At 65.5% G+C, this 22,665-nt stretch carries 20 protein-coding genes and 1 pseudogene; 14 read left to right on the top strand and 7 right to left on the bottom strand.

Features of this window, described 5'->3' with window-relative positions:
* Window positions 1-7 precede the first annotated feature (7 nt).
* Together ACTTAG_RS08795 and ACTTAG_RS08790 are read left to right on the top strand one after the other, a co-directional pair.
* Entirely contained in the window at window positions 8-1,003 is a 996-nt protein-coding gene (locus ACTTAG_RS08795; protein WP_444465110.1) for a dihydroorotate dehydrogenase-like protein, read from the top strand.
* A gap of 90 nt (window positions 1,004-1,093) precedes the next feature.
* On the top strand, window positions 1,094-3,151 hold the full coding sequence (locus ACTTAG_RS08790; protein WP_444465109.1) for a methyl-accepting chemotaxis protein: 2,058 nt from the start codon (window positions 1,094-1,096) through the stop codon (window positions 3,149-3,151).
* Window positions 3,152-3,210: 59 nt separating this feature from the next.
* Here ACTTAG_RS08790 and ACTTAG_RS08785 read toward each other — a convergent pair whose 3' ends face one another.
* Both ACTTAG_RS08785 and speB read right to left on the bottom strand, forming a co-directional pair.
* On the bottom strand, window positions 3,211-4,245 hold the full coding sequence (locus tag ACTTAG_RS08785) for a DUF475 domain-containing protein (protein ID WP_444465108.1): 1,035 nt from the start codon (window positions 4,243-4,245) through the stop codon (window positions 3,211-3,213).
* Window positions 4,246-4,333: 88 nt separating this feature from the next.
* Window positions 4,334-5,312 (bottom strand): annotated as a pseudogene (gene speB, locus ACTTAG_RS08780) (agmatinase).
* A gap of 164 nt (window positions 5,313-5,476) precedes the next feature.
* On the opposite strand from speB, the gene ACTTAG_RS08775 reads away from it, so the two are divergent.
* The 3 genes from ACTTAG_RS08775 to ACTTAG_RS08765 all read left to right on the top strand — a co-directional run bounded on the left by ACTTAG_RS08775 (window position 5,477) and on the right by ACTTAG_RS08765 (window position 8,089).
* Window positions 5,477-6,526 carry a cytochrome-c peroxidase gene (locus ACTTAG_RS08775; protein WP_444465107.1) on the top strand — a complete coding sequence of 350 codons (1,050 nt, stop codon included), beginning with the start codon at window positions 5,477-5,479 and terminating at the stop codon, window positions 6,524-6,526.
* A 225-nt stretch (window positions 6,527-6,751) separates the two neighbouring features.
* Window positions 6,752-7,258 (top strand): RrF2 family transcriptional regulator, encoded by a 507-nt coding sequence (locus ACTTAG_RS08770; protein ID WP_444465106.1) that lies wholly within the window; start codon window positions 6,752-6,754, stop codon window positions 7,256-7,258.
* 483 nt (window positions 7,259-7,741) lie between these two features.
* Entirely contained in the window at window positions 7,742-8,089 is a 348-nt protein-coding gene (locus ACTTAG_RS08765) for a TfoX/Sxy family DNA transformation protein (RefSeq protein WP_444465105.1), read from the top strand.
* A gap of 23 nt (window positions 8,090-8,112) precedes the next feature.
* On the opposite strand, the gene ndk is transcribed toward ACTTAG_RS08765, so the two are convergent.
* Window positions 8,113-8,535: a nucleoside-diphosphate kinase gene (gene ndk / locus ACTTAG_RS08760; protein WP_444465104.1), complete on the bottom strand. Its 423-nt coding sequence runs from the start codon at window positions 8,533-8,535 to the stop codon at window positions 8,113-8,115.
* Window positions 8,536-8,725: 190 nt separating this feature from the next.
* On the opposite strand from ndk, the gene ACTTAG_RS08755 reads away from it, so the two are divergent.
* The 6 genes from ACTTAG_RS08755 (at window position 8,726) to ACTTAG_RS08730 (ending at window position 16,012) form a co-directional block, all read left to right on the top strand.
* Window positions 8,726-10,582, top strand: a complete 1,857-nt coding sequence (locus tag ACTTAG_RS08755; RefSeq protein ID WP_444465103.1) for an ABC-F family ATP-binding cassette domain-containing protein — start codon at window positions 8,726-8,728, stop codon at window positions 10,580-10,582.
* A 58-nt stretch (window positions 10,583-10,640) separates the two neighbouring features.
* On the top strand, window positions 10,641-11,576 hold the full coding sequence (locus ACTTAG_RS08750; protein ID WP_444465102.1) for a nucleoside hydrolase: 936 nt from the start codon (window positions 10,641-10,643) through the stop codon (window positions 11,574-11,576).
* 99 nt (window positions 11,577-11,675) lie between these two features.
* Complete coding sequence (locus ACTTAG_RS08745; RefSeq protein WP_444465101.1) at window positions 11,676-13,097, top strand: protein adenylyltransferase SelO; 1,422 nt, start codon at window positions 11,676-11,678, stop codon at window positions 13,095-13,097.
* Window positions 13,098-13,157: 60 nt separating this feature from the next.
* Window positions 13,158-14,048 carry a DMT family transporter gene (locus ACTTAG_RS08740; RefSeq protein WP_444465100.1) on the top strand — a complete coding sequence of 297 codons (891 nt, stop codon included), beginning with the start codon at window positions 13,158-13,160 and terminating at the stop codon, window positions 14,046-14,048.
* A gap of 115 nt (window positions 14,049-14,163) precedes the next feature.
* The gene (gene eno, locus ACTTAG_RS08735; RefSeq protein WP_444465099.1) at window positions 14,164-15,438 is read left to right on the top strand and encodes a phosphopyruvate hydratase; all 1,275 of its coding nucleotides are present in this window, start codon (window positions 14,164-14,166) and stop codon (window positions 15,436-15,438) included.
* 127 nt (window positions 15,439-15,565) lie between these two features.
* The gene (locus ACTTAG_RS08730) at window positions 15,566-16,012 is read left to right on the top strand and encodes a cupin domain-containing protein (protein ID WP_444465098.1); all 447 of its coding nucleotides are present in this window, start codon (window positions 15,566-15,568) and stop codon (window positions 16,010-16,012) included.
* A gap of 9 nt (window positions 16,013-16,021) precedes the next feature.
* On the opposite strand, the gene ACTTAG_RS08725 is transcribed toward ACTTAG_RS08730, so the two are convergent.
* Entirely contained in the window at window positions 16,022-16,438 is a 417-nt protein-coding gene (locus ACTTAG_RS08725) for a DUF4405 domain-containing protein (RefSeq protein ID WP_444465097.1), read from the bottom strand.
* A gap of 49 nt (window positions 16,439-16,487) precedes the next feature.
* Window positions 16,488-17,633 carry an anhydro-N-acetylmuramic acid kinase gene (locus ACTTAG_RS08720; RefSeq protein ID WP_444465096.1) on the bottom strand — a complete coding sequence of 382 codons (1,146 nt, stop codon included), beginning with the start codon at window positions 17,631-17,633 and terminating at the stop codon, window positions 16,488-16,490.
* A 59-nt stretch (window positions 17,634-17,692) separates the two neighbouring features.
* Between ACTTAG_RS08720 and tyrS the strand changes: the two genes are divergently transcribed.
* Entirely contained in the window at window positions 17,693-18,943 is a 1,251-nt protein-coding gene (gene tyrS, locus ACTTAG_RS08715) for a tyrosine--tRNA ligase (RefSeq protein WP_444465095.1), read from the top strand.
* Between the two features lie 152 nt (window positions 18,944-19,095).
* Here tyrS and ACTTAG_RS08710 read toward each other — a convergent pair whose 3' ends face one another.
* Window positions 19,096-19,677 (bottom strand): peptidylprolyl isomerase, encoded by a 582-nt coding sequence (locus tag ACTTAG_RS08710; protein ID WP_444465094.1) that lies wholly within the window; start codon window positions 19,675-19,677, stop codon window positions 19,096-19,098.
* Window positions 19,670-20,176 (bottom strand): peptidylprolyl isomerase, encoded by a 507-nt coding sequence (locus tag ACTTAG_RS08705; RefSeq protein ID WP_444465093.1) that lies wholly within the window; start codon window positions 20,174-20,176, stop codon window positions 19,670-19,672. Before ACTTAG_RS08705 ends, ACTTAG_RS08710 begins: the two co-directional genes overlap by 8 nt.
* Before the next feature lie 209 nt (window positions 20,177-20,385).
* Between ACTTAG_RS08705 and ACTTAG_RS08700 the strand changes: the two genes are divergently transcribed.
* Window positions 20,386-21,576, top strand: coding sequence for a phosphoglycerate kinase (locus ACTTAG_RS08700; protein ID WP_444465092.1), 1,191 nt, complete (start codon window positions 20,386-20,388; stop codon window positions 21,574-21,576).
* Window positions 21,577-21,750: 174 nt separating this feature from the next.
* On the top strand, window positions 21,751-22,635 hold the full coding sequence (locus ACTTAG_RS08695) for a fructose bisphosphate aldolase (RefSeq protein WP_444465091.1): 885 nt from the start codon (window positions 21,751-21,753) through the stop codon (window positions 22,633-22,635).
* Window positions 22,636-22,665 lie beyond the last annotated feature (30 nt).

The raw sequence follows: 22,665 nt of genomic DNA, 5'->3' as shown, positions 1-22,665 counted from the left end.
CCCCGGAATGGATCTGAAAACCCGCTATCTGGGCCTTGAGCTGCCAAGCCCCGTCGTCGCCTCGCCCAGCCCGCTGAATGCGCGGCTCGATGTGCTCAAGCAGCTGGCCGATGGCGGCGCGGGGGCGGTGGTGCTGCCCTCGGTCTTCGAGGAACAGATCTGGCACGAACAGCGCATTCTGGATCAGCTGGTCGAACATGGCACCGAAAGCTATGGCGAGGCGCTGAGCTATTTTCCGACCCAGGCGGCCTTTGCCTTTGACAGTTCGAACACGCTCGGGCTGATCGAAAAGGCGGCGAAAGAGCTGCCGATCCCGGTCATCGCCTCGATCAACGGCACGACCGACAGCGGCTGGACCGACACCGCCCATGACATGGCCGAGGCTGGTGCTGCGGCGATCGAGCTGAACGTCTATTTCCTGCCCACCGATCCGACGGTTTCGGGCGCGGATGTGGAGCGGCGCACGCTGGATGTGGTGGAGGCGGTCTGCGAAACGGTGCAGATCCCGGTCTCGGTGAAGATCGGCCCCTATTTTTCCGCCCCCGCGCATATGGCCCGGCAGATCATCACGGCGGGGGCGCGCGGGGTGGTGCTGTTCAACCGCTTCTATCAGCCCGAGATCGACCCGGTCGGCCTGACCGTCACCCCCTCGCTGCAGCTGTCGAGCCGTCACGAGATGCGGCTGCCGATGCTTTGGGTGGGGGTGCTGTCGGGGCGGCTGGGCGGGTCCATCGCGGCTTCGACCGGGGTGGAAAACGCCGAGGATGTGGTGCGTTATCTGCTGGCGGGGGCGGATGTGGTGATGACCACCTCGGCGCTGCTGCGGCACGGGCCGGGGCATATGGAGGTTCTGGTGCGCGGGCTGGAGGACTGGCTGGCGGCGCGCGGCGTGAACCATCTGGGCGCGGTGCGGGGGATGCTGGCGCATGGCGCGATCGAGGACCCGGAGGGCTATGAGCGGGCGAATTACATCAAGGTGATCCAGAGCTGGGCAAAAGGCTGAGCGGAAAAGGGAAAATTCGCATCGGGATTAACCGCTCGGCAAGACCCGGGGCCTAAGGTGACGTCGCTGCCATGCCGCACTGGAGTCATCATGTTGTTCCGTTCGAAGTCCCCCGTCGAGACTGTCCTTGAAAAAGCCGAAAAAACCGCTGTCGAAACCGCTCTGGCGGTGATCATCTTCGACATGGGCGGCAAGATCGAACAGGCGAACCCGGTTTACAGCGCCCTGATGGGCTATGCGCCCGACGAACTGACGGGCAAGTCCATCGCCGTGGTGCTGCCGCCCGAAGACGCCGCCCGCATCGGCACCGGGCCGTTCTGGGACGGGCTGCGCGCGGGCGAGGTGCAGCGCGTCACCGCGGCGCGTCGGCGCAAGAATGGCGACACCGTCTGGATCGAGGCCACCTATGTGCCGGTCCGCGACGCGGCGGGCAAGGTCACGCAGGTGGTGAACTTTGCCGCCGATGTGACGGAAAAGACAAGGAGCGCCAAGCGGATGGAGGCGATGATGCAAGCCGTCTGCCGCTCTGCCGCGGTGATCGAATTCGGCCTTGACGGCCTTGTGGTCGAGGCGAACGCGAATTTCCTGCAGGTGACGGGCTACACCGCGGCCGAGATCGTCGGCAAGCATCACAGCATGTTCATGCCCGCGGGCAAGGCCGATCAGACCGACTATGCGCAGTTCTGGAACAGCCTGCGCGCGGGCCAGTTGATCGAGGGGGAATTCCTGCGCCTTGGCAAGAACGGCCGCGAAATCTGGCTGCGCGCCACCTACAACCCGCTGTTCGGGCTGGATGGCAAGCTGAGCGGGATCGTGAAATTCGCCTATGACGTCACCGAGGTCAAGAAAGTGGCGCTCGATCAGGCCGGGCAGATCGCGGCGCTGAACCGCTCGCAGGCCACGATCGAATTCGACATGAACGGCAAGACGCTGACCGCGAACGATATTTTCCTGCAGGCGATGGGCTATGCACTGCCCGAGATCGTCGGCAAGCCGCATGCCACCTTCCTGAGCCCCGAAGACCGCGACAGCCCGGCCTATCGGCAGTTCTGGGCCGATCTGCGCGCCGGACAGCCGCAGGTGGGCGAATTCCGCCGGATCGGGAAATCCGGTCAGGACGTCTGGATTCAGGCCAGCTACAACCCGATCCTTGATGCCGAGGGCAAGCCCTACAAGGTGGTGAAATTCGCCACCGACATCACCGCGCGCAAGGCGGCGATTCTCGCGTTCCAGCAGGCGATCGCGGCGATGAGCGCGGGCGAGCTTGACCACCGGCTTGATCGGCCGATGGCGGCGGAATTCGAAACCCTGCGCCACAATTACAACGAGGCGATCGGCCGGATGGCGGAACTGGTCGGCTCGATCCTTGACAGCGCGGGCGCGATCCAGAGCGAGACCGAAAGCCTGTCGGGCGCTTCGGCGGAACTGGGGCGGCGCACCGAAACCCAGGCCGCCTCGCTCGAAGAAACCGCGGCGGCGATCAACCAGCTGGCCTCCTCGGTGGACAGCTCGTCAAGCGGGGCGCGCAATGCGGCGGGCGCCGTCGGCAAGGCCCGGCACCGCTCGACCGAGGGGCGGCGCGTCGTCGAACAGACGATCGCGGCGATGAACGACATTGCCCGCAGCTCGGAACAGATTTCGCGCATCACCAGCGTGATCGACGATATCGCCTTCCAGACCAATCTGCTGGCGCTGAACGCGGGCGTCGAGGCGGCGCGGGCGGGCGAGACCGGGCGCGGCTTTGCCGTTGTCGCCTCCGAAGTGCGGGCGCTGGCGCAGCGGTCTTCCGAAGCCGCGCGCGAGATTGCCGAACTGATCGAAACCTCGGGGCGGCAGGTGCGTCAGGGGGTGGAGCTGGTCAATTCCTCGGGTCAGGCGCTGGGCGAGATCGACACGCTGGTGGCCGAGGTGGACACGCTGGTGCAGGCGATCGCCAATTCGGCGGCGGAACAGGCGATGGGGCTTGGCGAGATTTCCTCGGCGGTCAATCAGCTCGATCAGGTGACGCAGCAAAACGCCGCGATGTTCGAGGAAAGCTCGGCCGCGGTGGCGGTGCTGCGCGATCAGGCGGGCCAACTGTCGACCCAGGGCGCGGTCTTCCGCATCGGCGGCGGCACGCAAACGACGGCGCTGCGCCACGCTTCGTAAAGAAACCAAAGGGGCCGGTCCAACCGGCCCCATGCGGTGCTTTTGAACGAAGGCCCTTCTCAGGCCGCGTTCGACCGGCTCCAGCGCAGCGAGGACATCAGGCTCAGCCCGATGAAGACGACGCCCAGAAGCCCGGTCGCCCATTCGGGCACATGCATCAGGGTCTGGGCGAACATCGCCACCGAAAGGACAAGGATCGACCAGAAGGCCCCGTGTTCCAGATAGCGGAATTCGCTCAGCGCCTGCCGTTCGACCAGCATCACCGTCATCGAGCGGACGTAGAACGCGCCGATGCCAAGGCCGATGGCGATCAGGAACAGGTTTTGCGTCAGCGCAAAGGCGCCGATCACGCCATCGAAGCTGAACGAGGCATCGAGCACCTCGAGGTAAAGAAAGGCGCCCAGCCCGCCCTTGGCGACATCGCCCGAGAGCGAGGCCTTGTCGAGCACCTGCCCCAGCCCCTCGACGGCCAGGAAGGTCAAAAGCCCGGTGCAGGCGGCGACCAGAAAGGTGCCCTCGGTCTTCGTCGGCAGCCACCAGGCGAAGGCCAGCACGATCGCCAGCAGGAAACCGACCTCGATGCCGCGGATCGAGGCCCAGGAGCTGAGCCGCCGTTCCAGCGCGACAAACCAGTGCACTTCCTTGCTTTCATCGACGAAATAGCTCAGCGCCACCATCATCAGGAAGGCGCCGCCAAAGGCCGCGATCGACAGATGCGCCTCGCCGATGATGCGCGAATATTCCGCCGGTTGCGTCGCGGCGATGCGCAGCGCCTCGATCGGGCCGATGCCCGCGGCGACGACGACGATGATCAGCGGAAACAGGATCCGCATCCCGAAAACGGCGATCAGGATCCCCCAGGTCAGGAAGCGGCGCTGCCATTCGGGCGTCATCTGGCCAAGCTTGTTGGCGTTGATGATCGCATTGTCGAAGGAGAGCGAGATTTCCAGCACCGCCAGCACGCAGGCGACGAAAAAGAACGACAGCGCCCCGTGGGTCGTGTGTTCATAGGTGAAGCCCAGCCAGAGCGCCAAGGCGAGCCCGAAGGCGGTGAACCCGAATGCCCAGCTGAAATAGTGCAAGGTGCTGCGCATGATCTCTCCGTTTTGCCGCCATCGGGCGCGAGGTGGTGAGCGCGATGTAGGCAGAGCGGCGAGACTGTGCAAGCCCCCCTGCCCTGCGTCACGGTGCGTTCGGCCCCTTGCGGCGGGTATAACCGTAAAGCGCGATCAATTCCGTGGCGACATGGGCGCCCGCAATCGCGGTGGCGCCGGTGGGGTCATAGGGCGGCGAGACCTCGACGACATCGCCGCCGACGAGGTTGATCCCGGCCAGCCCGCGCAGGATCGCCGCCGCCTGCCAGCTGGCCAGACCGCCCCAGACCGGCGTGCCGGTGCCCGGCGCAAAGGCCGGGTCGAGGCAGTCGATGTCGAAGCTGATATAGGTCGGCCGGTCGCCCACCACCGCCTTGATCCGTGTCACAGTTTCGGCCACCCCCCGCCTGATGCACGAAGGGCGCATCGAGGATCGTCACGCCGCAGGTGTCGGGGTTGTCGGTGCGGATGCCGACGGAAACGGTGGTCTCAGACGCGACGACGCCCAGTTTCAACGCCTTGTAAAGGAAGGTGCCGTGGTCGATCCGGCTCATGTCGTCATCGGCCCAGCTGTCGGAATGGGCGTCGAAATGGATCAGCGCGACGGGGCCGTGATGGGCGGCAAAGGCGCGCAGGATCGGCAGGGTGATGAAGTGATCGCCCCCCAGCGTGATCGCCCCCGCGCCCTGCGCCAGAATGCCCGCGATGTGATCGGTGACCCGGTCGGGGAAGCTGGCCGTATGGGCATAGTCGAAGGCCAGATCGCCGTAATCGGCAATCGCGAGTTCGGTGAACGGATCAAAACCCCAGCCATAGGGCGCGTCGAAGGCCTGCAGCGTCGAGGCCTCGCGCAGCGCCCGCGGCCCGAAGCGGGTGCCCGGCCGATGCGTCACCGCCTGATCGAAGGGCACGCCGGTCACCGCAAGGTCGATGCCAATCAGGTCCTTGGTGTAGCGCCGCCGCAGGAACGAGGTCGCGCCGGCAAAGGCATTCTCGAAGGCAAGGCCGCGCGGATCTTCCCGCGTGAAAGCCATATCTATCTGATTTTTCGCGTCTTCCAGTGCCATGACCTGTCCCCTTTTGAAACCATTGCGCCCTGTTGATCGGCAGGTGTCAATCAAAACCTGCGGCAACCCGCCACATCTGGACCTATTCTAATTTGACCCAGATCAAGACGGTCACGCCCCCGTGAGGTTAGAAATATTCTATATTCGAGCCACGGAGGACCCCGATGAAACGCACTCTTGCCGGACTGATGGCACTGACGACGATCCTTGCCGCCCCGGCTTTTGCCGAGGATGCGGCGCTGCGCGAAGAAGCCAAGGGCCTGTTCGAAGTGATCCCGATGCAGGCGCCGCAACTGGCCGACCGCAATGCGATCACCCGCGACAAGATCGACCTCGGTGCGATGCTGTTCTTCGATCCGCGGATGTCGCGTTCGGGCGTGTTCTCGTGCCAGTCGTGCCACAATGTCGGGCTGGGCGGGGTGGACGGGCTGGAAACCTCGATCGGGCATGGCTGGCAAAAGGGGCCGCGCAACGCGCCCACCGCGCTCAATGCCGTCTTCAACGTGGCGCAGTTCTGGGACGGCCGCGCCCCCGATCTGGCGGCGCAGGCCAAGGGCCCGGTGCAGGCGGGCGTCGAGATGAACAACACGCCCGAAAACCTTGTCGCCACGGTGAAATCCATGCCGGGCTATGTGGACGCCTTTGCCAAGGCCTTCCCGGGCGAGCCCGATCCGATCAGCTTCGACAATTTCGCGCTGGCGATCGAGGCTTTCGAGGCCACGCTGATCACGCCGAATTCGAAATTCGACCAATGGCTGATGGGGGCCGATGGCGCGATGAGCGCGGATGAAAAGGCCGGGCTGAAGCTCTTCATCGACACCGGCTGCGCGGCTTGCCACAATGGCATCAACATTGGCGGCAACGGCTATTATCCCTTCGGCGTGGTCGAAAAACCCGGCGCCGACGTGCTGCCCGCGGGCGACAAGGGCCGCTTTGCGGTGACCGCGACGGCGGATGACGAATATGTCTTCCGCGCCGGCCCCTTGCGCAACATCGCGCTGACCGCGCCCTATTTCCACTCCGGCATGGTCTGGGATCTGCGCGAGGCGGTCTCGGTGATGGCGAATTCGCAGCTGGGCGCAGAGCTTGACGACACCCAGGTGGATCAGATCACCGCCTTCCTGGGCGCGCTGACCGGCGAGCAGCCCGAAGTCGTGCATCCGATCCTGCCGGTGCGCAGCGCCCAGACGCCGAAACCGGAACAGATGAACTGAACCCGGCCCGATTGACCCCGGATCAGGCGCGCAGACCCCCTGCGCGCCTGAGTTTTTGGCACGCTTGCAGGTCGGCGCCCAAAGCCGCGGCGGGAAAAGAAACACCTCACAGACATATTGCCGCAAGGACACCGTTGCACTGTCATTCGCCGCAAAATCCTGACATATGTCAAAATCATATCTGTGACATGCCTTATCCCGTTTTCGGCAACCCCTGGAGCCAGCATGCGACTGACGACACGGACCAACCTGGCAATGCGCACCCTGATGTTCTGCGCCGTGAACGGCGACAGGATCGTGCGCAAGCACGAAATCGCCGAGGCCTGCAACGCTTCGGAAAACCACCTGGCGCAAGTGGTGAACACGCTGGCGCAGCGCGGCTTCATCGAGACGCAACGCGGGCGGTCGGGCGGATTGCGGCTGGCACGGAACATGGACGAGATCGGCGTCGGCGAGGTCTTGCGCACCTTCGAGGCGGTGCTGCCCTTCGTCGAATGTCTGGACGGGGACAACAACACCTGCCCGCTGTGCGGCGCCTGCCGGTTCCGCGATGCGATCGGCGCCGCGCTGGAGGCGTTCTATTCCGCGATGGATGCGCATTCGGTCGGCGATCTGGTGCGCGACAACGCCGCACTGGAGCATCTGCTGCGCCTGCCCGGGGCGCCGCGCATCGCGATTTGCGGCGCCCCGGGGCGGGCCCGTCCGGCGGTTGCGGCCGAGCTTGAGGCCTAGGCCCCGCCTCACGGAAATGTTTCGAAATCAACGGAGTTCTCACGCGCCCGCGCCCTAATCCGGCGCGGGCTCGGCCATTTTCCGCCCGGCCTTTTCGGGTAACGCTAACGCTCCTTTCATCGTGAGTTGAACTTTCGCGCGGGCCTGTTTAGCTGCGTCATAGTGTCGCCGCAATTCAGACGCTCCATGACGGGGCAAGGCGACAAAGCGAGGCCCGAGATGCAACAGACGCAACAAATGGGAATGGTGTCTTCCGATCAGCCGGAGGGCATGCACCGTCAACAGTCCGAGGCGAAAGCTTCGGCGCAGCAGCAGGGCCACGCGGAAAAGCCCGTGCAGGCTGGCAAGACGATCACCGACTGGGCCTCGATCTGAGGCCCTCGGACCGGGGCCGTCAACCGGCGCCGCCGCGCAGGCCGAAGGCCGCGCAGACTTGCGGGACGGCTCTTGATCAGGGAGACTTCTTCTGATCCGGAGCGTCCCATGCAGTCCCCCTCTCCCTCTCCCCTCACCGACATTCCCGGCATCGGCCCCGCCACCGCCGAGGGCTTCACCCGTGCGGGCATCGCCAGCGCCGAAGCGCTGCGCGCGATGGGCGCCGAGGCCGCCTATGAAGCCTGGCTGCGCGCGGGCAATCCGCCGCATTTCATCGGCTATTATGCCTTGGTGATGGCGCTGCAGGGCCGCCCCTGGAACGATTGCCGCGGCGCCGAAAAGGACGCGCTGCGGGTCAGCTTCGATGCGCTGAAGGCCCGGGCGCTGGGCAAGGAAAAGGGCCACCCCGGGATCGAGGCGGCCCTTGACGAAATTGGCGTCGGCCTGCGGCGCTGACCGCAAGCCCAAAGGTCAGGCGATCAGCCGACCAGTTCGAGGCCCGAGAAGAAATAGGCGATTTCGACCGCGGCGGTTTCCGGCGCATCCGAGCCGTGGACCGAGTTTTCACCGACCGAAAGGGCGAATTCCTTGCGGATGGTGCCATCGGCGGCGTTCGCCGGGTTGGTGGCGCCCATCACTTCGCGGTTCTTGGCGATCGCGCCTTCGCCTTCCAGCACCTGCACGACGACCGGCTCGGACGCCATGAATTCGCACAGCTCGCCATAGAAGGGGCGGTCCTTGTGGACTTCGTAGAATTTGCCCGCTTGTTCCAGGCTCAGCTTGATGCGTTTTTGCGCGACGATGCGCAGGCCCGCTTCCTCGAATTTGGCATTGATCTTGCCGGTGAGGTTGCGGCGGGTCGCGTCGGGTTTGATGATCGAAAGCGTGCGTTCGATGGCCATGAGGGGAAGCCTCTTTGGTTGGGGACCGGCAAGCCGGTCAGAAAAGCGTCTGGCGCCTGCTATCATGCGGCAGGGATGTTGAAAACCCCCGGGCCACTGACGTTTTGGGCAGGAAATGCGACAAATGCGCAAAACCCGGCCGGGGCCCATCGCCATTGACGCGCGCGCCCGGCTGAGGCAGAGCCAAGACATGCTCACGCTTGACGCCATCACCTATGCCATCGAGGGCCGCCCGCTGTTCGACGCAGCCTCGGCCCGCATTCCCACCGGCCACAAGGTCGGCCTTGTCGGCGCCAATGGCGCGGGGAAAACCACGCTGTTCCGGCTGATCCGGGGGGAGCTCGCGCTCGAATCGGGCGAGATCTGCCTGCCTGTGCGCGCCCGCATCGGCGGCGTCGCGCAGGAGGTGCCGTCTTCGGAGACGAGCCTTCTGGACACCGTTCTGGCCGCCGATACCGAACGCGCGGATCTTTTGGCGGAATCGCAGACGGCGACCGATCCGGGGCGGATTGCGGAAATCCAGACCCGGCTGGCCGATATCGACGCCTGGTCGGCCGAGGGGCGGGCTTCGGCCATTTTGCGCGGGCTTGGCTTTGACGCCGAGGCGCAGCGCCGCCCCTGTTCCGATTTCTCGGGCGGCTGGCGGATGCGCGTCGCGCTGGCGGGCGTGCTGTTCGCCCAGCCCGATCTGCTGCTTCTGGACGAGCCAACGAACTATCTCGACCTCGAAGGGGCGCTTTGGCTCGAACAATATCTGGCCCGCTACCCGCATACGGTCATCATCATTTCCCACGACCGCGATCTGCTGAACCGTGCCGTGGGCTCGATCCTGCATCTGGAAAACCGCAAGCTGACCTTGTGGAACGGGCCTTACGATCAATTCGCCCGCCAACGCGCCGCGGCACGGGCCAATCTGGCGGCGGCGGCGAAGAAACAGGAGGCGCGGCGCGCGCATCTGCAAAGCTTCGTCGATCGCTTCAAGGCCAAGGCGACGAAGGCCGCACAGGCGCAGGCCCGCGTGAAGATGCTGGAAAAGATGGAGCCGATCACCGCCCCCGAGGAAGCGGCGAAACAGGTCTTCAGCTTCCCGGTGCCGGAACAGCTGTCGCCGCCGATCATCACGCTCGATGGCGCGGCGGTGGGCTATGGCGAAAAACCGATCCTGCGGCGGCTCAATCTGCGCATTGATCAAGATGACCGGATCGCGCTTCTGGGCCGCAACGGCGAGGGGAAATCGACGCTCTCGAAGCTTTTGGCGGGCAAGCTTGAGACCTGCGAGGGGCGGATTGCGCGCTCGTCGAAACTGCGGATCGGCTATTTCGCCCAGCATCAGGTGGACGAGCTGGACCTGACCGCGACGCCGCTGCTTCACCTGCAACGCCTGCGCCCCGAGGAGCATCAGGCGAAGCTGCGCGCCCGGTTGGCGGGCTTCGGGCTTCTGGCCGATCAGGCGGAAACCGCGGTGGGCAAGCTGTCTGGCGGGCAGAAGGCGCGGCTCTCGCTGCTTCTGGCCACTTTGGACGCGCCGCATCTGCTGATCCTTGACGAGCCGACGAACCACCTGGACATCGAAAGCCGCGAGGCTTTGGTCGAGGCGCTGACCGCCTATTCCGGCGCGGTGATCCTTGTCAGCCATGACATGCACTTGCTCAGCCTCGTCGCCGACCGGCTCTGGCTGGTCAAGGGCGGCGCGGTGGCGCCCTACCCCGCCGATCTGGAGGCTTACCGGGCCGAATTGCTGGCGGGCGATCCCGAGGACCGCCCCGCGCCGAAAGCGGTGGAGAAGAAGGCCGCGCCCCCCTCGCGCGAGCGGATTCTGGCGCTGCGTTCTGATGCACGCAAATGCGAGGAACGGGTCGAGAAACTGTCCGAGATGCTGGCCAAGCTGGACGAAAAGCTTGCCGATCCGACCCTTTACGAGGCGGCCCGCGCGAGTGAGCGCGAAAAGTGGATGCTCAAGCATGCCGAGGCGCGCGAGGCGATGGGCCGCGCCGAGGAGCTTTGGATGGCGGCGCTTGAGGCGCTGGAAACCGCGATGGCGGGCTGAACCGAACGGTCTGGACAAGCCCGCCCGGCTCGGCGAGGGTGGGGCAAAGGAGCATCCCATGACCCGCAAGATCATCATCGACACCGACCCCGGACAGGATGACGCCGTGGCGATCCTGCTGGCGCTGGCAAGCCCCGAGCTTGAGGTGCTGGGGATCACCTGCGTCGCGGGCAATGTGCCCTTGGCGCTGACGACGAAAAACGCCCGCATCGTCTGCGAACTGGCCGGGCGGCGCGACATCAGGGTCTTTGCGGGCTGCGACCGGCCGCTTCTGCGCCCGCTGGTGACGGCGGAATATGTCCATGGCAAGACCGGGCTCGATGGCATCGCCCTGCCCGAGCCCACGATGGCCCTGCAAGACCTCCATGCGGTCGATTTCATCATCGAGACGCTGCGCCATGAGGCCCCGGGGACGGTCACGCTTTGCCCGCTCGGGCCGCTGACGAATATCGCCACCGCCTTTCGCCGCGCCCCCGAGATCATCTCCAAGGTCGAGCAGATCGTGCTGATGGGCGGCGCCTATTTCGAGGTCGGCAACACCACCCCGGCGGCCGAGTTCAATATCTATGTTGACCCGCAAGCCGCGGAAATCGTGTTCAAATCCGGGGCGCCGCTGGTGGTCGTGCCGCTTGACGCGACGCATAAGGCGCTGACCACAAGGCCGCGGATCGAGGCGTTCCGGGCCCTGAACACCCCCGTCGGCGCCGCCGTCGCCAGCTGGACCGATTTCTTCGAACGCTTCGACATGACGAAATACGGCTCCGAAGGGGCGCCGCTGCATGACCCCTGCGTCATCGCCTGGCTGCTGCGCCCCGATCTCTTCGAGGGCCGCTTCATCAATGTCGAGATCGAGACCCATTCCGAACTGACCCTGGGCATGACCGTCGCCGACTGGTGGCGGGTGACCCCGCGCGAGCCGAACGCGCTTTTCCTGCGCGAGGTCGATGCCGAGGGCTTCTTCACCCTGCTGACCACGCGCCTGTCCCGGCTGTGAGACAGAAGCGTATTTGAACCAAGGAAAACACCGGCTTTTTCTTGGTGCAAATACGCACTTTCCCTTGACCAAATGTGCATCGCGGCCAAATGTTAGGGAATGCGTCTGGCCTTTGACCCGTCCTATGCCCGCCTGCCCGAGCGGTTCTTTGCCCGGCAGGACCCGACCCCGGGGGCGGCACCCGCTCCGGTTGTGGTGAACCGGGCGCTGGCGGCGCGGTTGGGGATCGACGCGGTCTGGCTGGAAAGCGCCGAGGGCACGGCGGTTCTGGCGGGCAATCTGGTGCCCGAGGGCGCCGAGCCGATCGCGCAGGCCTATGCCGGGCATCAATTCGGCGGCTTCGTGCCGCAACTGGGCGATGGCCGGGCGATCTTGCTGGGCGAGATCGTCACGCCCGATGAGGCCCGCTTCGATCTGGTGCTGAAGGGGGCGGGGCGCACGCCCTGGTCGCGCGGGGGCGATGGCCGGGCCTGGCTCGGGCCGGTTTTGCGCGAATATCTGGTGTCGGAAACCATGGCGGCGCTGGGGGTGCCGACGACGCGGGCGCTGGGCGCGGTGCTGACCGGAAGCCCGGTCTATCGCGAGGGCTTCGTGCGCCCGGGCGCGGTGATCGCGCGGGTGGCGGCCAGCCATATCCGGGTGGGCACCTTTGAATATTTCGCCGCGCGCGGCGACGAGGATGCGCTGGCAACGCTTTGCGATTACACGCTGTCGCGCCATTACCCCGAGGCCGAGGGGCCGCTTGGCCTGCTGGCGGCCGCGGTGGCGGCGCAGGCGAAGCTGGTGGCCCAGTGGATGTCTTTCGGCTTCATCCATGGGGTGATGAACACCGACAATTGCGCGCTCTCGGGCGAGACGATCGACTATGGCCCCTGCGCCTTTCTGGATGCCTATCACCCGCAGACGAAGTTTTCCGCCATCGACAGCTATGGCCGCTATGCCTATGCGAACCAGCCGCAGATCGCGCTGTGGAATCTGGCGCAGCTGGCCTCGTGCCTGTTGCCGCTGATCGGGCCGGGCCCGGCGGCGGTGGAGCAGGCGCAGGCGGTGCTGGATGGCTTCACCCCCGCCTATCAGGCCGAATGGCTGTTCCGCATGGGGCGCAAGATCGGTCTGGCCCGAGCCACCCCCGAGGACCGCCCGCTGATCGAGGCCCTGCTGTCGCGCATGGCCACCGAAGGCGCCGATTTCACCCGCAGCTTCCGCGGTCTGGCCACCGGACGGGCGCGGGCGGAATTTGCCGATCCGGCGGCTTTCGACAGCTGGGAACCGCTCTGGCAGGCGCGATTGGCGCGCGAGGTGGTGCCGCAGGCGGTGCTGGCGGCGGCAAATCCGGTGCGCATCCCGCGCAACCACCGCATCGAGGAGATGATCACCGCCGCGGTCGCCGGGGATTTCGCGCCGTTCCACCGGCTGCTGGCAGCACTCGCCCATCCGTTCGACCCCGAGGAGGATTTCGCCGCCTTCGAAGCCGCCCCCACCGCCGAAGAGCGCGTCACCCGCACCTTCTGCGGCACCTGACTTGTGGCGGATACAATCGCGCGCTGGACCTTTTTCGGGCGCGCTGGCAGGGCTCGGCGCATGGGACATGGTGTTGAAAATCTGCGTGGCAGTCTGCTGATGGTGCTGGCGATGGCGGGCTTCGCCATCGAGGACATGTGTGTGAAATTCCTGGCCGGGCATCTGCCGGTGGGTCAGGTGCTGATGCTTCTGGGCATCGGCGGCACGGCGATTTTCGCAACGCTGGCCTTGCGCAATGGCGACCGGCTTTTGTCGCGCGATCTGCTGGCCCCGGCCGTCATCTGGCGCAATTTCGGCGAGTTGATCGGCACCTTGGCCTTCGTCTGCGCCGTGGCCTTCACGCCGCTTGCGCAGGCCTCGGCGATCTTGCAGGCGACGCCTTTGGCGGTGACGCTGGGCGCGGCGCTGTTTCTGGGCGAGCAGGTCGGCTGGCGGCGCTGGTCGGCCATTGGCGTCGGTTTCCTGGGCGTCTTGATCGTGATCCGCCCCGGCACCGAGGGGTTTTCGGTGCTCTCGCTTTTCGCCGTCGTCGCCGTGCTGGGCCTTGCCGCGCGCGATGTGGTGACGCGCCGGGTGCCGAAATCCATCACCTCGATGCAGCTGGCAACCTATGGATTTGCTTCGGTGATTCCCGCGGGCGCGCTGCTTGTTCCGTTTCAGGGGCCGATGATCCTGCCCACCGCCTTCGATCTGGCCTCGATCGCGGCGGCGCTGATCTTTGGCACGGCGGGCTATTACGCGCTGATCGCGGCGATGCGGCTGGGCGAGGTTTCGGTGATCACCCCCTTCCGCTACACGCGGCTGATCTTTGCGCTGATCATCGGCTGGGCGGTCTTTGCCGAATCCCCCGACCGCTGGACGCTGATCGGCGGCGCGGTCATCGTGGCCTCGGGGCTTTACACGCTGGCCCGCCAGCGCCGTCTGGCCAAGGCCGAGCCCCCCGCCGCCTGACGCGAAAAATTCACGAAAAGTCGGACGCTAACACCGCCGTTACCGCTATCAAGACCCTTTTCGCTGCGGCTGCATTGGGCTATGCAGAGGGCGATTTTTCAATCGGAGCACTCCCATGAGCACGATCATCGACATCCACGCGCGTGAAATCCTTGACAGCCGCGGCAATCCGACCGTCGAGGTGGACGTGACCCTCGAAGACGGCACGATGGGCCGCGCCGCCGTGCCCTCGGGCGCCTCGACCGGCGCGCATGAGGCGGTGGAACGCCGCGATGGCGACAAGGCGCGCTACATGGGCAAGGGCGTGCTGGAAGCCGTGATGGCGGTGAATGGCGAGATCGCCGAAAATCTGGTGGGCGAAGACGTCACCGATCAGGAAGGCATCGACAAGCTGATGATCGAGCTCGATGGCACCCACAACAAGGGCCGTCTGGGCGCGAATGCCATTCTGGGCGTGTCGCTCGCCTGCGCGAAAGCCGCCGCCGATTTCACCGCGCAGCCGCTTTACCGCTATGTCGGCGGCACCTCGGCCCGCGTCCTGCCGGTGCCGATGATGAACATCATCAACGGCGGCGAACATGCCGACAACCCGATCGACATTCAGGAATTCATGATCATGCCGGTTTCCGCGGGCAATATCCGCGACGCCGTGCGTATGGGGTCCGAAGTCTTCCACACGCTGAAGAAAGAGCTTTCGGCCAAGGGCTTGTCGACCGGCCTTGGCGATGAGGGCGGCTTTGCGCCGATGCTCGCCTCGACCCGTGACGCGCTCGACTTCATCCTGAAGGCGATCGAAAAGGCGGGCTACAAGCCGGGCGAGGATATCTATCTGGCGCTCGACTGCGCCTCGACCGAATATTTCAAGGGCGGCAAATACGAGATGAAGGGCGAGGGCCTGTCGCTGACCTCGGCCGAGAATGTCGATTATCTGGCCAAGCTTTGCAGCGAATATCCGATCATCTCGATCGAGGACGGCTGCGCCGAGGATGACTGGGACGGCTGGAAGCTGCTGACCGATGCTTTGGGCGACAAGGTGCAGCTGGTGGGCGACGATCTCTTCGTCACCAACCCGGCGCGTCTGGCCGAGGGCATCAAGAAAGGCGTCGCCAATGCGATGCTGGTGAAGGTGAACCAGATCGGCTCGCTGTCCGAAACGCTGAAGGCGGTCGATATGGCGCATCGCGCGCGCTACACCAACGTCATGTCGCACCGCTCGGGCGAGACCGAGGATGCGACGATCGCCGATCTGGCGGTGGCGACGAACTGCGGCCAGATCAAGACCGGCTCGCTGGCGCGGTCTGACCGGCTGGCGAAATACAACCAGCTGATCCGCATCGAGGAAATGCTGGGCGAGACCGCCGAATACATGGGCCGTGCGATTCTGAAATAAGCCCCTCGGCTTTTTCTTGGTCCAAATACGCAAATTCCGCCGTTGGCCCTGCGCCAGCGGCGGTTTTTCTTTGACTTTGAAGCCTCCGGCGGGCGTATTTGCGCCAAGAAAAAACCCGGAGGGGATCATGGGCGAGGCGGATCGGATCATCGCGCAGCTGGGGCTGGCGCCGCATCCCGAGGGCGGCTGGTATCGCCAGACCTGGGTGGCCGAGGCGGAACCGGGCGAACGTCCGGCGGGAACCGCGATCCTGTTTCTGCTGAAAGCGGGCGAGGCCAGCCATTGGCACCGGGTCGACGCCGCCGAGATCTGGCATTTTCACGCAGGCGCACCGCTTGAATTGCGGATCGCGGCGCAGGACACCGGGCCGGTGACGCGGCTGCGCCTTGGCCCGGATGTGCTCGGCGCCGAGGTGGTGCAGGGGATTGTGCCCACCGGCCATTGGCAGGCGGCGCGGACCTTGGGTGACTGGACTTTGGTCGGCTGCACCGTCAGCCCCGGCTTTCGCTTCGAGGGCTTTGAGATGGCCGCGCCGGGGTTCGAGATCGAAGACCTCCCGCCCCCGGGGCGGTGACCTGCCCCCTTATCTCCAGAACCCGCGCTTGAAGAGATCGGAGAGGTCGCTCAGCCAGCTTGCGGGCGGCAGATCCAGCACGGCCAGCGCGATCAGTAGCGACACGGTGACAAGGGCCAGCCCGACCTCGCGGCGGTGCGACAGCGTGCGGGTGCTGGCCTGCCACAGCAGATTGGTGATCACCGGCCAGTGCAGCCAGACATGCCAGCCCGCCGCAAAGAGGAAAAAGACCCCCAGCGTCAGATGCAGGCTTTCCCATTGCGCCCGGCTCAGGAACAGGAGCCGCCAGCCGATCTCGGTCGCGATCCGCCCCGAGGGGGCAAAGACGATGGCAAGGCCCGAGACGGCAAGGCCGAGGAAGGTGAACCCCGCAAGAAAGACGGCTGCGGCGCGGTTCGAAAACGGTTGGGAAGCAAGCTGTGTCATCGCATCCTCCTGTCGTTTCAGATGATACGCGGCAGGCCGCGTGTTCCGTCTAGCCGCCCGGGCGGCTGACCTTGCCGCCGCCCACAAGCGCCGCGACCCCCGTGGTGCTCGGCCCCGAGGTCGGCAGGCCGCGCGCGACCCGGACCGCCAGATAGGCGAAGGCCTGCGCCTCGAGCATGTCGCCATCCAGCCCGATCTCCTCGATCGGGGCCACGGCGCAGGGCAGACGCGCGGCCAGTTCCGCCATCATCGCGGCATTGAGCCGCCCGCCACCCGAGACCAGAACCAGCCCGGGCGGGCTTGGGAAATGCTCGAAACCGCGGGCCACGGCGGCGGCGGCGCAGGCGGTCAGGGTCGCCGCCGCATCGGCATCGTCAAGGCTGTCGACAAAGGCCAGCGCCGCGGCGAATTCGTTGCGATCAAGCGACTTCGGCGGCATGCGGAAGAAATGCCGATGCTCCAGGAAGGCCGTCACCGCAGCCTCGTCCACCCCGCCCGAGAGCGCCAGCGCCCCCCCCACATCGGAGGCCACGCCCAGACGGCGGCGCATCAGATCGTCGATCGGCGCATTGGCCGGGCCGGTGTCGAAGGCCAGAACCGCACCGGGGGTTTCGGGCGCGGGCAGGCGCGGGTCCAGCCAGGTGACATTGCCCACCCCGCCCAGATTGAGAAAGGCGCAAGGGGCCGAAAGCCCGGCCCATTTCGCGCAAGCGAAGTGAAAGAACGGCACCAGGGGCGCCCCCTGCCCGCCCATTTCCACATCCATGGTGCGGAAATCCCAGACCACCGGACGGCCCAGCACCTCGGCCAGCACCGCGCCGTCGCCCGCCTGATGCGTGCGCCGCGCCCCGTGCAGCCCGTTCGGATCATGCGCCAGCGTCTGGCCGTGAAAGCCGATCAGCACCTCGCCCGCCTCTTCGGGCAGATCGGCCAGCAGCGCCGAGAGCAGTTCGGCATGGGCGGTTTCGACCACTTCGGCCGCTTCGGCCACGCCATCCTCGCCCTGCCAGCGGCCAAGCGCCTGATGGATCACGCCGCGCTCGGCGGGGGTATAGGGGCGATAGGCGGAGGGACCGAAATCAAGGATTGCATGGCCATCGGTCAGAAGCGCGGCCGCATCGACCCCGTCAAGCGAGGTTCCCGACATCGTGCCAAGGGCCCAGACCGGCCCCGATTTTGCGCCCGTTTTCGACATCTCTTCCCCTTTTGCGCTTGCCTCGATATACGCATGGGGCCAGCCAAGGGACAAGCACGATGACTTATCATCCGAAATCGGAATTCCTGCGCGTCATCATCGAGCGCGGATTTCTGGCCGATTGCACCGATCTTCAGGAACTTGACGCCGCTTTGGCGGGGGGCATGGTGACCTGCTATATCGGCTATGATGCCACGGCGGCCTCGCTGCATGTCGGGCACCTTTTGAACATCATGCTGCTGCGCTGGTTCCAGAAGACCGGGCACAAGCCGATCACGCTGATGGGCGGGGGCACGACCAAGGTGGGCGATCCGAGCTTCCGCAGCGAGGAACGGCCGCTGCTGACGCCCGAGAAGATCGACGAGAATATCGCCGGGATGCAGCGGGTCTTTGCGCGCTATCTGGAGTACAAGGACGACGGCAATGGCGCGCTGATGCGCAACAATGCCGAATGGCTTGACGATCTGAATTACCTTGAATTCCTGCGTGATATCGGGCGGCATTTCTCGGTCAACCGGATGCTGAGCTTCGAATCGGTGAAATCGCGGCTCGACCGCGAGCAGTCGCTGAGCTTCCTCGAATTCAACTACATGATCCTGCAGGCCTATGATTTCCTCGAACTGAACCGCCGCTATGGCTGTCTGTTGCAGATGGGCGGCTCGGATCAGTGGGGCAATATCATCAACGGCATCGACCTGACGCGCCGGGTGCTGGATCGCGAGATCTTCGGGCTGACGACGCCGCTTCTGACCACCTCGGACGGGCGCAAGATGGGCAAGTCGCAGGGCGGCGCGGTCTGGCTGAATGGCGAGATGCTGAGCCCCTATGCGTTCTGGCAGTTCTGGCGCAACACGACCGATGCCGATGTGGGCCGCTTCCTGAAGCTTTACACCGATCTGCCGGTCGAAGAATGTGACCGGCTGGGCAAGCTGGAAGGCTCGGAAATCAACGGCGCCAAGATCATTCTGGCCAATGAAGTGACGACGCTGCTGCATGGCGCCGAAGCGGCGGCGGCGGCCGAGGCCACCGCGCGCGAGGTTTTCGAGAAGGGCGGCGTCGGAGAAGACCTGCCGCGGCTCACACTGGGGGCCGAGGAACTGGCCGAGGGGATCAGCCTCGCGCAGCTTGTGGTGCGTTCGGGGCTGGCCAAGACCGGCAAGGACGGCAAGCGGCTGATTTCCGAAGGCGGGCTGAAGGTCGATGACGAAATCTGCCTTGACGCGGGGCGGATGTTCTCGGCCGCCGATCTGGCGGAACCGGTGAAGCTGAGCGCGGGCAAGAAGCGCCATGCGCTGGTGAGCCTGGGCTGAGCAAGGCCGGGGCTCTGCCCCGGACCCCGGGATATTTGTGGCAAGATGAAAGGGCGCCCCAAGCGGAGCGCCCTTTTTCCATTTCACCTTGGCGAAAATATCCCGGGGGGTGAATGCGCAGCAGAGGGGGGCAGCGCCCCCCCTGCGCCCGGTCACTCGATCGTGGCCTTGACGATGTAGTCCGGGTTTTCCACGAGGCCGTTCAGCTGGGGCGCGCCCTTTTTCAGCTTGTCGACCAGATCCATCCCTTCGACCACATGGCCGACGATCGTGTATTGGCCATCCAGATGCGGGGCGGGCTCGAACATGATGAAGAACTGGCTGTTGGCCGAGTCGGGGCTGGCCGAACGGGCCATGCCGACCATGCCGCGGCTGAAGGAGCGGTTCGAGAATTCCGCCGGAAGGTCGCCGTAGGTCGACCCGCCCATCCCCGCCATCGACAGATCGCCGCCGCGCTTGCCGAATTGCACGTCGCCCGTCTGCGCCATGAACCCCTCGATCACGCGGTGAAAGACCACCTCGTCATAGGCGTGTTCATTGGCCAGCTGGGTGATGCGCTCGACATGTTGGGGCGCGACATCGGGCAACAGGTCGATCACCACCTTGCCCGAGACCGAGCCGCCCACCTCGAGCACGAGGTTCGGGCCCGGGCCGTCGGGCGCGGTGGTGCCATCCTGCGCCAGCGCGCCGGTGGCCGCAAAGGCCAGTGCCGTGGCGAGCAGGAGCTTACGCATCAGCCGCCACCCGCACGGTGATCATCCGGTCAGGGGAAGCCGGGGGCTCGCCACGGGCGATCTTGTCGACGAATTCCATCCCCGAGATCACCTGGCCATAGACGGTGTATTGGCCATTGAGGAAGGAATTGTCGGCGAAGTTGATGAAGAACTGGCTGTTGGCCGAGTTCGGATTTTGCGACCGCGCCGCGCCAAGGCTGCCGCGCGCATGCGGAACTTTCGAAAATTCCGCCTTCAGATCGGGATATTTCGACCCGCCCGTGCCGGCGCGACGGGGGTTGTAATCCTTTTCCATATTGGCGTTTTCGACGTCACCCGTCTGCGCCATGAAGCCCTCGATCACGCGGTGGAAGGCCACGTTGTCATAGGCGCCGTCGCGGGCGAGCTGCTTCATCCGCGCGCAATGCAGCGGCGCCACATCGGTCAGAAGCTCGATCACCACCGGCCCGTCCTTGAGGGTGATGATGATGGTGTTTTCGGGATCCTTGATCTCGGCCATGGGGCTCTCCTGAATTTGGTCTGGGGGCAACTTAGGGGCTGCGGGCCGCGGTGAAAAGGGCAAAGCGACGCGGGAATTTCGTCGCAGCCGGGCGGGTTTTCGCCGCCCGCAGGGCCGCGAGGCGTTGACGACCCCGTCACATCCGGGCAATTTTGCGCGAGCCGCAGGTGGACGGCCCCCGCCTTGCGACCCACAACTGGAGAACGGATATGGCTTGGAAAACGCTCGACGAGATGGATCTTGCGGGCAAGGTGGTGCTCGTGCGCGTCGACATCAACGTGCCGGTGGAAAACGGGGTGGTGACCGACGCGACGCGGATCGAAAAGATCGCGCCCACGGTCAAGGACATCCTTGCCAAGGGGGGCAAGCCGGTGCTGCTGGCGCATTTCGGCCGCCCGAAAGGCAAGCCCGTGCCGGAAATGAGCCTGCGCCCGCTGGTGCCGGAACTGGCCAAAGCGCTGGGCGTGCCGGTGAAATTCGCCGAAGACTGCATCGGTGCCCCGGCGAAGACCGCCGTTGCGGCGCTGGCCGCGGGCGAGGTTTTGCTGTTGGAAAACACCCGCTTCCATGCCGGTGAGGAAAAGAACGACCCCGAGCTGAGCGCCGCGATGGCCGCGCTGGGCGAGGTCTATGTGAACGACGCCTTTTCGGCGGCGCACCGGGCGCATAGCTCGACCGAGGGCGTGGCGCATATCCTGCCCGCGGTTGCCGGTCGGCTGATGGCGGCCGAGCTGAAGGCGCTGGAAGCGGCCTTGGGCAATCCGGTGCGGCCGGTGACGGCGGTTGTGGGCGGGGCCAAGGTCTCGACCAAGCTGGACCTTCTGGGCAATCTGGTGAGCAAGGTCGATCATCTGGTGATCGGCGGCGGCATGGCGAACACCTTCCTGGTGGCGCAGGGGATCGACGTCGGCAAAAGCTTGGCCGAGCGCGAGATGGCGGAAACCGCGCGCGAGATCCTGGAAAAGGCCGCTGCGGCGGGCTGTGCCATTCACCTGCCCGCCGATGTGGTGGTGGCGCGCGAGTTCAAGGCGGGCGCCGAGAACGAGGTGGTCGGCAAGGCCGATTGCCCGGCCGATGCGATGATCCTGGATGCCGGGCCGAAATCGGTCGAGGAAATCGCCAAGGTCTTCGAAGCGTCGAAAACGCTGATCTGGAACGGGCCGCTTGGGGCTTTCGAGATCGCGCCCTTTGACGCGGCGACGAATGCGGCGGCGCAGAAGGCGGCCGATCTGACCAAGGCGGGCAAGCTGGTGTCGGTGGCGGGCGGCGGCGACACTGTGGCCGCGCTGAACAAGGCGGGCGCGGCCGAGGATTTCAGCTACATCTCGACCGCGGGCGGGGCCTTCCTTGAGTGGATGGAAGGCAAGGACCTGCCGGGCGTTGCGGCGCTGATGAAATAAGCCGTCTTTCGGGACGGATCGGAACGGGGTGCCCCGCGGCGCCCCGTTTTTTCATGTCTGCCACGGCTGTTAGCGAAACCGGAATTGCATCGACTGTCACAAGGGTTTAACCGGGGGCTGCAATTGCAAAAGTCGCAGCCCGGAATGGTCCGGGCCCAGGATCGGGGGTCGAAGATGGCGAAGACGATGATGGAACACATGCGCAAGGGCGAGGGCTTCATTGCCGCGCTTGACCAGTCGGGCGGCTCGACGCCGAAGGCGCTGCGGCTCTATGGCATCACCGAAGACGCCTATTCGAACGAAACCGAGATGTATGACCTGATCCATGCGATGCGGGCGCGGATCATCAAATCGAGCGCCTTCACCGGCGACAAGGTCGTGGGCGCGATCCTGTTCGAACAGACGATGGACCGCGACATCGACGGCATTCCGACCGCCACCTATCTGTGGGAAAAGCGCGGCGTCGTGCCCTTCCTGAAGATCGACAAGGGTCTGGAAGAGGAAAAGAACGGCTGCCAGATGCTGAAACCGATGCCGACGCTGGACGCGCTTCTGGAGCGCGCCGCCGAGGCCGGGATTTTCGGCACCAAGGAGCGGTCGGTGATTTCGGCCGCCGATCCGATGGGGATTGCCGCGGTCGTGGCGCAGCAGTTCGAAGTGGCCGAGCAGGTTCTGGGCGCGGGCATGGTGCCGATCCTGGAACCCGAGGTGACGATCTCGATCGCCGACAAGATCGAGGCCGAGGCGATGCTGCGCGATGCGCTGCTGGCCGGGCTTGAGACCGTGTCCTCGCCCGTCATGCTGAAGCTGAGCCTGCCGACGGTGGACAATTTCTATCTGCCGCTCGTCCAGCATCCGAATGTGATCAAGGTCGTGGCGCTGTCGGGCGGCTATGCGCGCGCGGATGCGAATGCGATCCTGGCCCGCAACACGGGCATGATCGCGTCCTTCAGCCGTGCGCTGACCGAGGGGCTGACCGCGCAGATGACCGATGCCGAATTCGACGCGGCGCTGGGCGAGGCGATCGACAGCATCTACCGCGCCTCGATCGCGGGCTGATCGGGCTTCCCAAAACGGGACGGATCGGGC

The organism is Rhodobacter capsulatus, from assembly GCF_052363185.1.
GTDB lineage: Bacteria > Pseudomonadota > Alphaproteobacteria > Rhodobacterales > Rhodobacteraceae > Rhodobacter > Rhodobacter capsulatus_E.
This window is presented reverse-complemented; position numbering and strand designations above follow the sequence as displayed.

What these genes read in the sequence shown, in the direction of transcription:
- ACTTAG_RS08795 (WP_444465110.1), top strand. Translation starts at nt 8, where the DNA reads ATGGATCTGAAAACCCGCTATCTGGGCCTTGAGCTGCCAAGCCCCGTC.
- ACTTAG_RS08790 (WP_444465109.1), top strand. Translation starts at nt 1,094, where the DNA reads ATGTTGTTCCGTTCGAAGTCCCCCGTCGAGACTGTCCTTGAAAAAGCC.
- ACTTAG_RS08785 (WP_444465108.1), bottom strand. Translation starts at nt 4,245, where the DNA reads ATGCGCAGCACCTTGCACTATTTCAGCTGGGCATTCGGGTTCACCGCC.
- ACTTAG_RS08775 (WP_444465107.1), top strand. Translation starts at nt 5,477, where the DNA reads ATGAAACGCACTCTTGCCGGACTGATGGCACTGACGACGATCCTTGCC.
- ACTTAG_RS08770 (WP_444465106.1), top strand. Translation starts at nt 6,752, where the DNA reads ATGCGACTGACGACACGGACCAACCTGGCAATGCGCACCCTGATGTTC.
- ACTTAG_RS08765 (WP_444465105.1), top strand. Translation starts at nt 7,742, where the DNA reads ATGCAGTCCCCCTCTCCCTCTCCCCTCACCGACATTCCCGGCATCGGC.
- ndk (WP_444465104.1), bottom strand. Translation starts at nt 8,535, where the DNA reads ATGGCCATCGAACGCACGCTTTCGATCATCAAACCCGACGCGACCCGC.
- ACTTAG_RS08755 (WP_444465103.1), top strand. Translation starts at nt 8,726, where the DNA reads ATGCTCACGCTTGACGCCATCACCTATGCCATCGAGGGCCGCCCGCTG.
- ACTTAG_RS08750 (WP_444465102.1), top strand. Translation starts at nt 10,641, where the DNA reads ATGACCCGCAAGATCATCATCGACACCGACCCCGGACAGGATGACGCC.
- ACTTAG_RS08745 (WP_444465101.1), top strand. Translation starts at nt 11,676, where the DNA reads ATGCGTCTGGCCTTTGACCCGTCCTATGCCCGCCTGCCCGAGCGGTTC.
- ACTTAG_RS08740 (WP_444465100.1), top strand. Translation starts at nt 13,158, where the DNA reads ATGGGACATGGTGTTGAAAATCTGCGTGGCAGTCTGCTGATGGTGCTG.
- eno (WP_444465099.1), top strand. Translation starts at nt 14,164, where the DNA reads ATGAGCACGATCATCGACATCCACGCGCGTGAAATCCTTGACAGCCGC.
- ACTTAG_RS08730 (WP_444465098.1), top strand. Translation starts at nt 15,566, where the DNA reads ATGGGCGAGGCGGATCGGATCATCGCGCAGCTGGGGCTGGCGCCGCAT.
- ACTTAG_RS08725 (WP_444465097.1), bottom strand. Translation starts at nt 16,438, where the DNA reads ATGACACAGCTTGCTTCCCAACCGTTTTCGAACCGCGCCGCAGCCGTC.
- ACTTAG_RS08720 (WP_444465096.1), bottom strand. Translation starts at nt 17,633, where the DNA reads ATGTCGAAAACGGGCGCAAAATCGGGGCCGGTCTGGGCCCTTGGCACG.
- tyrS (WP_444465095.1), top strand. Translation starts at nt 17,693, where the DNA reads ATGACTTATCATCCGAAATCGGAATTCCTGCGCGTCATCATCGAGCGC.
- ACTTAG_RS08710 (WP_444465094.1), bottom strand. Translation starts at nt 19,677, where the DNA reads ATGCGTAAGCTCCTGCTCGCCACGGCACTGGCCTTTGCGGCCACCGGC.
- ACTTAG_RS08705 (WP_444465093.1), bottom strand. Translation starts at nt 20,176, where the DNA reads ATGGCCGAGATCAAGGATCCCGAAAACACCATCATCATCACCCTCAAG.
- ACTTAG_RS08700 (WP_444465092.1), top strand. Translation starts at nt 20,386, where the DNA reads ATGGCTTGGAAAACGCTCGACGAGATGGATCTTGCGGGCAAGGTGGTG.
- ACTTAG_RS08695 (WP_444465091.1), top strand. Translation starts at nt 21,751, where the DNA reads ATGGCGAAGACGATGATGGAACACATGCGCAAGGGCGAGGGCTTCATT.